Genomic DNA, 13,052 nt, shown 5'->3' on the forward strand with positions numbered 1-13,052 from the left:
GGGATTGGGAGACATGCCCTACCGAACCACATTTCACGAACCCGTCAGCACTTCAACCAAAGGAGCTCGAAAGTGCCTACTCTCCAACGTGATGTCGCCATCGTCGGCGCCGGCCCGTCCGGCCTGGCCGCAGCCACCGCGCTGCGCAAGGCGGGGCTGTCCGTCGCGGTCCTGGAGGCGCGCGACCGCGTGGGTGGCCGGACCTGGACCGACACCATCGACGGCGCGATGCTGGAGATCGGCGGCCAGTGGGTCTCCCCCGACCAGACGACGCTCATCTCCCTGCTCGACGAACTCGGACTCGAGACGTTCGACCGGTACCGCGAGGGTGAGTCCGTCTACATCTCCGCCGCCGGCGAACGCACCCGCTACACCGGCGAATCCTTCCCCGTCGACGAGACGACCCGTAAGGAGATGGACCGGCTGATCCAGATCCTCGACGACCTCGCCGCGCAGGTCGGCGCCGAGGAGCCCTGGGCGCACCCGCTGGCCCGCGAACTGGACACGATCTCGTTCAAGCACTGGCTGATCGAGCAGTCCGACGACGCCGAGGCCCGCGACAACATCGGCCTGTTCATCGCAGGCGGCATGCTGACCAAGCCCGCACACTCGTTCTCCGCGCTGCAGGCCGTGCTCATGGCCGCGTCCGCCGGATCGTTCTCGCACCTGGTGGACGAGGACTTCATCCTCGACAAGCGCGTCATCGGCGGCATGCAGCAGGTGTCGATCCGGATGGCGGCCGCCCTCGGCGACGACGTCTTCCTGAACGCGCCGGTGCGCACCGTCCAGTGGAGCGAGGACGGTGCAGTCGTGCTGGCGGACGGGGACATTCGCGTGGAGGCGTCCCGCGTCGTGCTCGCCGTCCCGCCGAACCTGTACTCCCGCATCTCCTACGACCCGCCGCTGCCGCGCCGCCAGCACCAGATGCACCAGCACCAGTCGCTGGGACTCGTCATCAAGGTGCACGCCGTGTACGAGACCCCGTTCTGGCGTGAAGACGGTCTCGCCGGCACCGGATTCGGCGCGTCCGAGGTCGTCCAGGAGGTGTACGACAACACCAACTACGAGGACAGCCGGGGAACCCTCGTCGCGTTCGTGTCGGACGAGAAGGCCGACGCCATGTTCGAACTGAGTGAAGAGGAGCGTCGGGCCACCATCCTCGGTTCGCTCGCCCGCTACCTCGGACCGAAGGCCGCCGAGCCGGTCGTCTACTACGAGTCCGACTGGGGCTCCGAGGAATGGACCCGGGGCGCGTACGCCGCGAGCTTCGACCTCGGCGGCCTGCACCGGTACGGCAAGGACACGCGGACGCCGGTCGGACCGTTCCACTTCTCCTGCTCGGACATCGCCGCCGAGGGCTACCAGCACGTGGACGGCGCCGTGCGGATGGGTCAGCGCACCGCCGCGGACATCGTCGCCCGCCTCGGGAAGTAATCCCGTCCGATCATCGCCCGGCAGTCACGACTGCCGGGCGATGATCGCGAGCAGCAGTTCGGCGCGCACCCGCGCCACGTCCAGCCTGCAGTCGATCAACGACTCGATCCGCGCCATGCGGCTGCGCAGGGTGTGCCGGTGCACGCCCATCGCCGCGGCCGCCGACTCCCAGTGCCCGTTCGCCTCGAGGAACGCCCGCAGCGATCCCAGCAGTTCCGTTCCGTTGGTGCGGTCGTAGTCGTCGATCGGCGCGATCATCGTGTCCGCCAGGGAGTTCAGCACCTCCCGCGTCGAGCTGAAGGCGAGCAGCGCGCTACCGGTCAGCGCCGCGAACTCCAACGGCTCGGCCCCGGCCTCGGCGGCCGACGCGGCGAGCTGGGACTGTTCGATGGCCGCCACCAGACCGGCGACCTCCCGCTTCCCGCTCAGCCCCGCACGGATCGCCTTCCGCGCCGGCCCGGACAGTCCGCGTAGCATCGCCCGCGCGAAGTCCACGTCGTCGGTGCCCCGCAGCAGAACGGTGACCCGCGTGTCGTGACGGCGCGAGAAGAGTTGCCGCCCGGCCTTGTTCATGGCGACCGCGACCGCCGACTCCACCCGTTCCGCGAGCGCCGGTGTCTCGGCCACGACCGTGAGTCCACGGACCATCCCGTCCGCGTCTGCGGCGTGCCGGATCTGCGACCAGGCGGGCGCGAGATCGCGGTCCTCGGTGAGCAGCAGGCCGAGGGCGTGCGAGTTGAGCCGGTTCTGTGCGGTCCGGAGCCGCACCGGCTTCTCGAAATCCAGCGCGAGCAACGAGTTCGCGTGACCGAGCAGAATCTGGTCGACGTGGCTGAGCGCGGTGGGGCTGATCACGGCGAGGTGCCCGTGCGGTGTGCTGCCGACGCTGATCTGCTGCACGGTGATCGACGCGCCCGACCGTGCCAGCGACACGCTGCTCGATGCCCCGCCGGTGCCCGCCTCCAGCACTTCCCGCAGTTCCCCGATCACATCCTCCGCCGGCTGCGCCGGATGGGACTCCAGCACCCGGCCGGACAGGTCGAGGAGCAGGACGGTGGCCGACGTTGCGACGGCCAGCTCGCGCACGGTGGCGCCGGTGCCGCCCTGGATGACGGCGCGGGTCATCCGCGGTTGGGCCCGGGACGCGCGCAGCACCGCCTCGTACTCCTGCTCCGCGAGTCGGTTCATGACCCGCTTGACCACGGCCGCGAAGGGTGTCGGCAACGGCACCTCGAGCAGCGGCAGCCCGATCTCGTCGGCGACGGCCACGAGGTCCTCGGGGACCTCCGGATGCGAGAGACCGGTGCCGAACCCGACCGCCGCCACCCCGGCTTCACCGAGGCCGCGCAGGTATCGGGCCCGGTCGGCGGCGGTCAGCGGAAGCCGGATGCCGGTGGTGAGGAGTAATTCTCCGCCGGAGAGCCACCGGAAGGGGTCCTGCAGTTCGGTGGTGTGGGCGAATGTGATCTCGTTGCCGAGACCGGCGGCGCCACCCTTCAGCTCGAGAGCCAGGTCCGGCTGGGACAACATCCAGCGAACGGGAACGGTCATGTCGGCTCCTGCGCATTGCGGTCGGGTCCGTGCCACCCTGACCGGTCGGGATCGGGATAGCGCTGGACAAATTGGCCAGCGGAGCACGGACGACTACTCCATTGTGTCAGACGTCGACCCTCGGGCAACGCCGAAACCCAACATTAACGAATTGAGTTCGTTTGACCCCTTGCGTACGGGACGCGCCCTCCGCATACTTAACGAATCCCATTCGCTAAGTGACCCACGTCTCACGCGGGCGCCACCCGAGACACGGAGTTGTCGTTGACCCACCCCAGGAATCCCACGTGACCACCGCCGTCCGCGTCCCACTGACACTCGGCCGAGGTATCGCCACGTTCAGCGTCTTCGTCGTCGGCTACATCACGGCCAATCTGATCCCGCTCATGATCATCGCGATGGTGGACGATCTCGGCATCACCCAGACCGTCGCCGGCGCCGTCCTCACCGGCTCCCTGCTGGCCACCGCACTCGTCTGCCTCGCAACGACCCGGTGGGCGGCGGGGCGCTCGCGCCACCTGCTCGGCCGCGTCAGCCTCGTCGTGATGGCCGCGGGATTCGCCGTCGCCGCCACCGTCCACTCGGCCCCGATCGCGTGCGTCGCGATCATCGTCGGCGGGATCGGTGCCGGTGGCGCGGTCGCGGTCGGCGGGGCGGCTCTGGCCGCGCTGAACAATCCGAACCGGGTGTCCGGGATCAACGGGCTCGTCAACCGCACCGCGGTCACCGGAATACTGGCACTGATCCCGATCCTCGGCCTGCACATGACCAATGCCTTCGGGATCGTCGCGGTACTGGCGCTGGCGACGGTCTTCACGATCAGCTGGTTGCCGTCCGCCCCCGCCGTCGAGGACGACTCGGCGAGCACCGCGCACACACCAACCCCGTTGCCCGAGGGCGTCACCGAGAGGAAACTGGCCGTTGCCGGCTTCACCCTGCTCGTGCTCTTCGCGATCTGGGCGATCGGCGAGGACTCGTTGTGGGCGGTGTCCGGCATCATGGGCGCCGAACACGCCGCCCTGACGGAACAGCAGATGGGTCTGGCCCTCAGCCTCTCCACCGCGGGCGGCATCGGCGCCGCCCTCGTCCTGACCGCGCTCGGGTCACGCCTCGGACGCACCGTCCCCACCGCCGTCCTCCTCGTGCTCGGCGCGGCCCTCAAACTGGGCTCGTGCCTGGCCACCGATTCGACGACGTATCTGGTGCTCATCATCGCCTGGAACACGGTGTACGCCGCGGCCTTCATCTACGTGGTGGCCATCGCGGCCGCGCTGGACCCATCCGGCCGCTGGTCCGCCCCGCTCCTCGGGACGTATCTGGTGGGGTCCGCATTCGCCCCGCTCTTCGGCACCCTCGTGACCGGCGCAGTCGGCTACGTCGCGTTCGGCTTCGTCCTGGCGGGCATCAGCCTCGTCCTGCTCGTCCCGATCGTGTCGATCGCCCGCCTGTCGACGCGCACCGAGCGGGCCTCCGCGTCACCCGGACAGGACCCCACTGCCCGGTACACCACTTCGGTCGTCGTCTGACGGAAAGAGAGAACACCATGAACACCGACACGACGACCCACTACCGCGGCGGCCGGATCTTCACCGCCGCCGAACCCGCCTGGGCCGAGTCGATGATCGTCGAGGGCGATCGCCTCACCTACGTCGGCGACACCGCGACCGCCGACACGCTGTCCGGCGACGCCCGCGTCGTCGAACTCGGCGGGGCCTTCGTCCTGCCCGGCTTCATCGACGCCCACACCCACCTGCTGATGATGGGCCAGGCCCTCCAGAAGGTGGACCTGCAGAGCGCCGCCGATCTGAACGACATCCAGGACCGCATCCGCCGATTCGCCGCCGAGAACCCGGACGCACCCCGGCTCCTGGGACGCAGCTGGCTGTTTTCGGCACTCGACGGGCACCCGCCGACCCGGCAGATGATCGACGCGGCCGAGGCCGACCGTCCCGTGTACCTCGATTCCAACGATGTGCACTCGGCGTGGGTGAACACGGCCGCGCTCCGCGAACTCGGCATCGACGCGGACACTCCCGACCCGATCGGCGGCCGGATCGAGCGCGACCCCGTCACCGGCGAGGCCACCGGCATGCTCTACGAGACGGCGGTGACCCAGATCGTGTGGCCCGCCCTCGCGAAGCTGGTCAGCGACACCGAGCGGGATGTCGCCCTCGCGGCGGCGTTCGAGCAGTATCTCGCGGACGGCGTCACCGGAGCGGTCGACATGGCGCTCGGCGCGGACGAACTCGAGGCGCTCGAACGCGCACTGGCCGCCGGCGGGGAGACGCTGCCGCTCCGGGTGGCCGGGCACTGGCTGATCGAACGAACCGATTCGGACGAGGACAACGTCCGCCAGGTGCACGAGGCGGTGGAGCACCACCGGCGACTGCAGGGTCCGTGGCTGCGGATGGCCGGGATCAAGATCATCATCGACGGCGTCATCGACAGCTGCACCGCGGCGATGAAGGAGCCGTACTCGGACGGCACGAACGCCGAACCGATCTGGGATCTCGCCTCGCTGGCACCGGTGGTCGTCGCAGCGGATGCCGCCGGCCTACAGGTGGCGCTGCACGCGATCGGCGACGAGGCGTCGGAGATCGCGCTCGCCGCGCTCGAAAAGGCGATCGCCGCCAACGGGATTCGACCGCGTCGGCACCGGATGGAGCACCTGGAGACGATCACGAAGGACAACGTGCAGCGGCTTGCGCGCCTCGGCGTCGTCGCGTCGATGCAGCCGGTCCATGCCGATCCGGCGATCCAGGACAACTGGCGGGCGATGCTGGGCGACCATCGGGTCGAGCGGGCGTTCCCGTGGCCCGAGATGACCGCCGCGGGCGCTGTCCTCGCGCTGGGGTCCGACGCCCCCACGGCGCCGCATCCCCCGCTGCCCAACATGTACATCGCGACGACGCGCAAGTCCGCGATCGATCCGGCGCTCGCACCCAACCTGCCCGAGTACGCACTGCCGATGGCCGACGCGCTCGCGCACGCCACCCGCGACGCCGCCTACTCGTGCCGCTGGGACGACCTCACCGGTCAACTCGTCACGGGCAAGGCCGCCGACTTCGTGGTCCTCGACGGTGATCCGTTCACCGCCGGCGCCGATTCCCTCCTCACCGCGCGGGTGCAGCTGACCGTGGTGGCCGGCTCGGTGCGCCACGAAGCGGAGGTGGCAGGCAGCCACCCGGCGTAGCCGACGCAGCCGGCCCGGTCAGTCCCGTTCGGCTGCGGCGTCTTCCGTGACGCCGCAGCCGATCTGCTCACAGAACCCCAGCATCGCCGTGCGCGCGGCATCGACGGTGATGAGACTGTTTCCCCCGACGATGTGCAGCCCGTAGGCGTCCTCGAGGGCCACCAGATTCATTGCCGCCTGGTCGATGTCGCCGCGCACGGTGAACTCCCCCGCCGCGTGCCCGTCGCCGAGGATGGCGCGGTACGTCGCGAACTGACGCAGATACATCTTCTGGACAAGTTCGTCGTGCAGCGCCGAAGTGCCTGTCATGAAGTCGAATTCGTACAACAGCCGCATCAGGGTGTCGTCGGGACCGCTCGGCAGCCCGGCGTCGATGGCCGTCCGCAGCTTGGCGGCGTACGACGACTGCGCGGCCACCGCCTCGTCGCGCAGGTCGCAGTAGCGCTCGGTGCCCGCCCGGTGGGCCTCGACGAGAAGCGAATCCAGATCGTCGAAGTAGTAGAGCAGCGCGCCGCGCGTCAGGCCCGCGCGCTTCGCGACATCGGTCAGGGACAGCGACCTGAGCCCGTGCGCGGATCCCGCCTGGAGTGTCGCCTCGATGAGCTCGGAACGCCGCTGCTTCTGAGTGTTCGGTCGCGCCATGCCGTTGACACTAGCCGACGTGATCTGTGACACTCGGCCCAGTTGTTTGACGGACCTGTCAAAAAACTATTTCGCCCCTCCCCCTCCCCGAACGGACAGCTCATGGACCAGACCGCCCGGCCACCCACCGCCACTCCCCCCGCCGCACCCGGCACCTACGAGGCCTCGCTCTCCCGGAGCATCGGCGTCGGCGGAAACATCCTGATCACCCTGTCGTCGATCTCGCCGGCGTCGAGCGTCTTCATCCTCGGTGGTTCGGCGCTCGCCCTGTTCGGCACCGGCGTGTTCTGGGCATTCCTCATCGCCGGCATCGTGAGCATCCTCATCGCCTTCTGCTACGCCGAACTCGCGTCCGCGTATCCCGTTGCCGGCGGCGACTACTCACTCGTGTCGCGGGCACTCGGACCGGCCTTCGGCGTCGCCACGTTCTTCATCAGCCTCATCTCCCTGCCGCTGATCATCGCCGTCTTCGCCCTCGGAGTGGCCGACTACCTGGGCGTCGCGATCCACGGCCTGTCGCCGCAGCAGACCGCGCTCGTCGTGGTCGTGATCACCACCGTGACCGCATGTTTCGACATCCGCACCAACGCATGGCTCACCGGGGTCTTCCTGGGCGTCGAGATGGCGGCGCTGGCTCTGCTCACCGTCCTCGGTTTCGTCCACATGGAACGGCCACTGACCAGCCTCCTCAGCCCGGAGGTTCTCGATCCGAGCACCGGCAACCTCGCACCACTGGCGATCTCCGGACTGATGCTGGCCGTCACCCAGGGAATCTTCGCGTACAACGGCTACGGCGGCGCCGTCTACTTCGCCGAGGAGACCAAGAACGCCGCCCGCTCGATCGCGAAGGCAGTGATCTGGAGCGCCGTCATCACCGTCGCCACCGAACTCGTCCCGCTCATCGCGATCCTGGTGGGCGCCCGCTCGCAGACCGAACTCTTCGGTTCCAGCCTTCCCGTCGAGGCATTCCTCACCGAACGCGCCGGTCACGCCGTCGCCATGGTGGTCCTGCTCTCGATCGCCCTCGCCGTGATCAACGCGATCATCGCGATCACGCTGCAGGCGGGCCGGCTTCTCTACGCCGCCGCACGCGATCGCGCCCTCCCCGAGACCGTCGCCGCGCCGCTGCAGACCGTCAGCACCAAGGGCCGCGTCCCCGTCCTCGCCACCGTCGTGATGGGCGCCATCGCGTTCGCCGCGTGCTTCGTCCCGCTGGACGTCCTGCTCACCGCCACCGGGTCGACCCTGACGTTCACGTACCTGTTCATCGCGCTGGCCGCGATCAACCACCGTCGCGGCGGCACCACCCGAACCGGCTACCGCATGCCGTTGTGGCCGCTGGCCCCGGGAATCTGCATCGCCGCGCTCGGCCTCGTCTTCGTCGTCACGCTGCTCGACCCGGAGCAGTGGCTCAGCCTCGGCATCTCCCTCGGACTCGTCACCGCCGGCTTCGTCTACTTCGCCCTGTACCTGCGACCGCGCAAGAACACCCACCTGCTGTTGCTGAACGCCGCCCCCGAGGAGAACTGCTGATGCTCGACCTGCTTCTGACCAACGGCGTCGTGCGGACGTTCGACACCACCGGCCGGGCCGAGGCCGTCGGCATCGCGGACGGCCACATCCGGTACGTCGGGACCACCGAGGACGCCCCCGCCGCCCGGCGCACCATCGACCTGCGAGGGCGACTGCTCACCCCCGGGATCATCGACAGCCACAACCACCTTCTCCTCGGATTCGATCCCGATGCCGTGAGCCTCGAAGGCGCACCCGACCTCACCGAGGTCCGGCGACGGATCGGCGCGCACGCGGCCACCCGCCCCGACCTCGACTGGATCTGCGCCGAGAACGCCGTCTACTCCGTGGTGACCGGGCGCCGCCCGAACGCCGCCGACCTACGCGGCCTCACGGACCGTCCGGTCTTCATCACCACCTACGACCAGCACTCGGTGTGGCTGAACGACGCCGCACTGCGTGTGCTCGGAATCGACCGCGGCACCCAGATCCCCTGGGGACGGCCGGAATTCGACGACGACGGCGTCCCCACCGGCTGGGTCACGGACTTCTACACCAGCGCGATGACGCGGGCCGGTCTGGCCGGTCTGCAACGCGACATCCCGATGTACTCCCCCGACCGCCGCTATCGGCGCATCACGTCGAGCCTGGAGATGGCGACCGCGAGCGGTATCACCACCGTCGTCGAACCGCAGGTCCCGCTGGCCGAACTCGATCTGATGTACCGGGCGCGCGCCGAGGGGCGGATGAACACGCGGGTGATCACCGCCCTGTTCCACCCGGTCGGCGCCGACGCCGCGTTCCGCCGGGACCTGCGGGAGGCCGTCGACGGCGCACCCGTCGACGACATGCTCCGGCTCGGGCCGGTCAAGCTGTACGCCGACGACGTGATCGAACCGCACACCGCGGCCATGCTGTCGGACTACGCGAACCGGCCGGGGCACCGCGGCGCGCCGAGCCTGCCGCCGCAGGAGTTCACCGCGATGCTCACCGAACTCGACCGCCTCGGCTTCCAGACGCACACCCACGCGACCGGCGACTGGGGTATCCGGCTGGCGCTCGACTCGATCGAGCACGCCGGCCGCGCGAACGGCACGGTCGACCGGCGGCACGGCATCGTCCATGTCGAATGCCTCCATCCCGAGGACCTTCCCCGCTTCCGGGAGCTCGGCGTGGTCGCGGCGATGCAGCCGCGGCACTGCTCCCCCGACCTCGTCGCCGGAACGTGGATGGAGAACGTCGGCGAGGACCGGTGGGACCGGGCGTGGCGTTTCCGTTCGCTCGCCGAGTCGGGGGCGGCGCTGGCGTTCTCGAGCGACTGGCAGGTCGGGGAGATGGATCCGCTCGTCGGCCTGTACTCCGCCCTCACCCGCTCGGGTCTGGACGGCCGGACCGACTGGACTCCGCGCGAGCGGATGGACCTGGATTCGGCGTTGCGGGCATACACCCGGGGTGGCGCGTGGGCGTGGCACGCCGAGGACGAGCTCGGAGTGATCCGTCCGGGTGCCCGCGCCGACCTGGTCGTCTGGTCGGCGGACCTCTACACGCTCGAGCCCGGGCAACTGCTGGACCAGCGGGCCGACCTCACCCTCGTCGGCGGCGCGATCGTGTACGACGCCGCCTCCGCGAGCGCCGTTGCGGACGTGCCGTTCGCCGGCTCCGGCGCGGCCGGCCACACCTGCTCGCACGGGTGACTCCGGATTGGACAACTCGGCGCGGCGGGGGGCGCGTCTTTCACCATTTTGTCAGCTGCCCCTGGCTTGTGAGGCAGCGCACACTTGTTTTCAGATGCTCTGCAACTCCGGACCCCGGTCGGACTGTTCGACCGACGGTCCGTTCCGAACCACGAGTTTCGACCCCACGAGAGGAACCGGTACGAATGTCGATCGACGTACTCGAGAACTACATCAACGGTGAGTTCGTCGCCTCATCCGCGACGGAGACGCTGGACTTGATCAACCCCGTGGACGAGAGCGTCGTCGGGCGTGCGCCCGTCTCCACCAAGGCCGACGTGGACGCCGCCGTCGAGGCAGCCGAGCGGGCCTTCGTCTCGTGGGGCAAGACCACCCCGAGCGTGCGGCAGACCGCGTTGCTGAAGCTCGCCGACGCGATCGAGGCGCACAGCGACGAACTCGTCGAGGCGGAGTGCCGCAACACCGGGCAGCCCAAGCAGGTCATCGCCGACGAAGAGATCAAGGTGGGCGCCGATCAGCTCCGCTTCTTCGCGGGCGCGGCCCGGATGCTCGAAGGCAAGGCCGCCGGCGAGTACATGGACGGCTTCACGTCCTACGTGCGCCGCGAGCCGATCGGTGTCGTCGGTCAGGTCACCCCGTGGAACTACCCGTTCATGATGGCGCTGTGGAAGATCGGCCCCGCGCTCGCGGCAGGCAACACGATCGTGCTCAAGCCGAGCGACACCACCCCGAACAGCACGCTCGTCCTGGCCCGGCTGACCAAGGGGATCCTGCCGGACGGCGTCTTCAACGTCGTCCTCGGCAACGGCGAGACCGGCGCGACCCTCGTCGAGAACCCGGCCCTCGGACTGGTGTCGATCACCGGATCCGTGCGCGCCGGTATCGCCGTCGCCGTCTCCGCCGCACGCCAGCTCAAGCGCGCGCACCTCGAATTGGGCGGCAAGGCCCCCGCCATCGTCTTCGGTGACGTCGACATCGAGAAGACCGCGAGCGGCATCGCCGAGGCAGCCTTCTTCAACGGTGGCCAGGACTGCACCGCCGCCACCCGCGTCCTCGTCCACGAGTCCATCCACGACCAGCTCGTCGACGCCCTCGTCCGCAAGGCCGAGACGCTCGTGCCCGGTCTGCCGGACGACCCGGACGCGTTCTACGGCCCGCTCAACAACATCAACCACTTCAACGCGGTCAGTTCCAAGATCGCCTCGCTCCCCACCTCGGCCAAGATCGTCACCGGCGGAAAGCGTTCGGGAGAGCAAGGATTCTTCTTCGAACCCACCGTGATCACCGGCGTCGACCAGCGCGACGACATCGTGCAGGAGGAGACGTTCGGCCCCATCCTCACCGTGCAGAGCTTCTCCGATGAGAAGGAGGCCGTCACCCTCGCCAACGACGTCCGGTACGGTCTGGCGTCGAGTGTGTGGACCAACGATCACGGCGTCACGCAACGCCTCTCGGCCGCACTCGATTTCGGCGCCGTATGGATCAACTGCCACATCCCGCTCGTCGCCGAGATGCCGCACGGCGGATTCAAGTACTCCGGCTACGGCAAGGACCTCTCCGGCTACGGCGTCGAGGACTACACCCGCATCAAGCACGTCATGAGTTCCCACGACTGACGTCGCCCACCCCATACCCATCCACGTCACGACCCTGAGGACTGCACCAACATGAACGACATCCAGTACCGGCTGCCGCAGAAGCGCGCCCTGGTCACCGAGCTCCCCGGCCCGAAGTCGGCGGCCCTCACCGCACGTCGCCGCGCCACCGTGGCCGCGGGCGTCGGCTCCAGCGTCCCCGTGTACGCGGCGGATGCCGACGGTGGTGTGGTCGTCGACGTCGACGGCAACTCCCTGATCGACCTCGGCTCGGGCATCGCGGTCACCAGCGTGGGCGCGTCCGATCCGGCCGTCGCCGAGGCGGTTCGGGAGCAGGTCGGGCACTTCACCCACACCTGTTTCATGGTCACCCCGTACGAGGGCTACGTCCGCGTGGCGGAGGAGCTCGCCGCCCTCACCCCCGGCGACCACGAGAAGCGCACCGTCCTGTTCAACTCGGGCGCGGAGGCCGTGGAGAACGCGATCAAGGTTGCTCGCCTCGCCACCGGCCGCGACGCCGTCGTCGCGTTCGACCACGCCTACCACGGTCGTACGAACCTGACGATGGCCCTCACCGCCAAGTCGATGCCCTACAAGGCCCACTTCGGTCCGTTCGCGCCCGAGGTGTACCGGCTCCCCATGTCCTACCCCTACCGGGACCAGGACGGACTGACCGGTGAGCAGGCCGCCCAGCGCGCCATCAGCCAGATGGAGAAGCAGATCGGCGCCGATTCACTCGCGGCGATCATCATCGAGCCGATCCAGGGCGAGGGCGGATTCATCGTTCCCGCCGAGGGATTCCTCCCCACCCTGGTGAACTGGGCCCGCGCCAACGGCGTCGTGTTCATCGCCGACGAGGTGCAGACCGGGTTCTCCCGCACCGGCGCCTGGTTCGCGTGCGAGCACGAGGAGATCGTCCCGGACATCATCACGATGGCCAAGGGCATGGCGGGCGGCATGCCGCTGTCCGCGATCACGGGCCGCGCCGAACTCCTCGACAAGGTGCACCCCGGCGGTCTGGGTGGCACGTACGGCGGCAACCCCGTCGCGTGTGCCGCCGCGCTCGCCGCGATCGACAGCATGCGGAAGTTCGACCTGCCCGCTCGCGCACAGCACATCGGCGACCTGGCCCTGCCGCGGCTGAAGGCACTGGCCGCCGACGTCGGCGTCATCGGTGACGTGCGTGGACGCGGCGCGATGCTCGCGATGGAGTTCGTCAAGCCCGGCACCGACGAGCCGGACGCCGAACTGACGAAGGCGATTGCCGCACATGCGCTCGAACAAGGTGTCATTCTGCTGACGTGCGGTACCTACGGAAACGTCATCCGACTGCTTCCGCCGCTGGTGATCAGCGACGACCTGCTCGACGACGCCCTGACCGTCATCGAGCAGATCGTGCGCTCGCTCGTCTGACCCGTGCGCCTTTTCGGT

9 protein-coding genes are annotated in these 13,052 nt (G+C 69.1%); 7 read left to right on the top strand and 2 right to left on the bottom strand.

All coding sequences use genetic code 11. The features are described from left to right. Positions 1 to 30: 30 nt before the first annotated feature. Complete coding sequence (locus QM806_RS26655) at positions 31 to 1,434, top strand: flavin monoamine oxidase family protein (protein ID WP_120661294.1); 1,404 nt, start codon at positions 31 to 33, stop codon at positions 1,432 to 1,434. 24 nt (positions 1,435 to 1,458) lie between these two features. Here the strand turns inward: QM806_RS26655 and QM806_RS26660 are convergent, their stop codons facing one another. Further along, positions 1,459 to 2,985: a PucR family transcriptional regulator gene (locus QM806_RS26660; RefSeq protein WP_005259923.1), complete on the bottom strand. Its 1,527-nt coding sequence runs from the start codon at positions 2,983 to 2,985 to the stop codon at positions 1,459 to 1,461. A 287-nt stretch (positions 2,986 to 3,272) separates the two neighbouring features. On the opposite strand from QM806_RS26660, the gene QM806_RS26665 reads away from it, so the two are divergent. After that, positions 3,273 to 4,511: an MFS transporter gene (locus QM806_RS26665; RefSeq protein WP_005563634.1), complete on the top strand. Its 1,239-nt coding sequence runs from the start codon at positions 3,273 to 3,275 to the stop codon at positions 4,509 to 4,511. A 17-nt stretch (positions 4,512 to 4,528) separates the two neighbouring features. After that, positions 4,529 to 6,178 (top strand): amidohydrolase, encoded by a 1,650-nt coding sequence (locus QM806_RS26670; RefSeq protein ID WP_054246438.1) that lies wholly within the window; start codon positions 4,529 to 4,531, stop codon positions 6,176 to 6,178. 18 nt (positions 6,179 to 6,196) lie between these two features. Here the strand turns inward: QM806_RS26670 and QM806_RS26675 are convergent, their stop codons facing one another. Further along, positions 6,197 to 6,820 (bottom strand): TetR/AcrR family transcriptional regulator, encoded by a 624-nt coding sequence (locus tag QM806_RS26675; protein ID WP_183102198.1) that lies wholly within the window; start codon positions 6,818 to 6,820, stop codon positions 6,197 to 6,199. 102 nt (positions 6,821 to 6,922) lie between these two features. Between QM806_RS26675 and QM806_RS26680 the strand changes: the two genes are divergently transcribed. From QM806_RS26680 to gabT, 4 genes are all read left to right on the top strand, one after another. Continuing rightward, positions 6,923 to 8,353, top strand: coding sequence for an APC family permease (locus tag QM806_RS26680; protein WP_065489969.1), 1,431 nt, complete (start codon positions 6,923 to 6,925; stop codon positions 8,351 to 8,353). After that, entirely contained in the window at positions 8,353 to 10,026 is a 1,674-nt protein-coding gene (locus tag QM806_RS26685; protein WP_133986346.1) for an amidohydrolase, read from the top strand. The genes QM806_RS26680 and QM806_RS26685 overlap by 1 nt, the downstream gene beginning before the upstream one ends. A gap of 185 nt (positions 10,027 to 10,211) precedes the next feature. Further along, on the top strand, positions 10,212 to 11,642 hold the full coding sequence (locus tag QM806_RS26690) for a gamma-aminobutyraldehyde dehydrogenase (protein WP_133986345.1): 1,431 nt from the start codon (positions 10,212 to 10,214) through the stop codon (positions 11,640 to 11,642). 51 nt (positions 11,643 to 11,693) lie between these two features. Then, positions 11,694 to 13,034, top strand: coding sequence for a 4-aminobutyrate--2-oxoglutarate transaminase (gabT, locus tag QM806_RS26695; RefSeq protein WP_005238605.1), 1,341 nt, complete (start codon positions 11,694 to 11,696; stop codon positions 13,032 to 13,034). Positions 13,035 to 13,052: the final 18 nt, after the last annotated feature.

The sequence above is a fragment of the Rhodococcus sp. IEGM 1351 genome, from assembly GCF_030056875.1.
In the GTDB taxonomy this organism is placed as follows: Bacteria; Actinomycetota; Actinomycetes; order Mycobacteriales; family Mycobacteriaceae; genus Rhodococcus_F; species Rhodococcus_F opacus.

What these genes read in the sequence shown, in the direction of transcription:
- QM806_RS26660 (WP_005259923.1), bottom strand. Translation starts at nt 2,985, where the DNA reads ATGACCGTTCCCGTTCGCTGGATGTTGTCCCAGCCGGACCTGGCTCTC.
- QM806_RS26670 (WP_054246438.1), top strand. Translation starts at nt 4,529, where the DNA reads ATGAACACCGACACGACGACCCACTACCGCGGCGGCCGGATCTTCACC.
- QM806_RS26675 (WP_183102198.1), bottom strand. Translation starts at nt 6,820, where the DNA reads ATGGCGCGACCGAACACTCAGAAGCAGCGGCGTTCCGAGCTCATCGAG.
- QM806_RS26680 (WP_065489969.1), top strand. Translation starts at nt 6,923, where the DNA reads ATGGACCAGACCGCCCGGCCACCCACCGCCACTCCCCCCGCCGCACCC.
- QM806_RS26685 (WP_133986346.1), top strand. Translation starts at nt 8,353, where the DNA reads ATGCTCGACCTGCTTCTGACCAACGGCGTCGTGCGGACGTTCGACACC.
- QM806_RS26690 (WP_133986345.1), top strand. Translation starts at nt 10,212, where the DNA reads ATGTCGATCGACGTACTCGAGAACTACATCAACGGTGAGTTCGTCGCC.
- gabT (WP_005238605.1), top strand. Translation starts at nt 11,694, where the DNA reads ATGAACGACATCCAGTACCGGCTGCCGCAGAAGCGCGCCCTGGTCACC.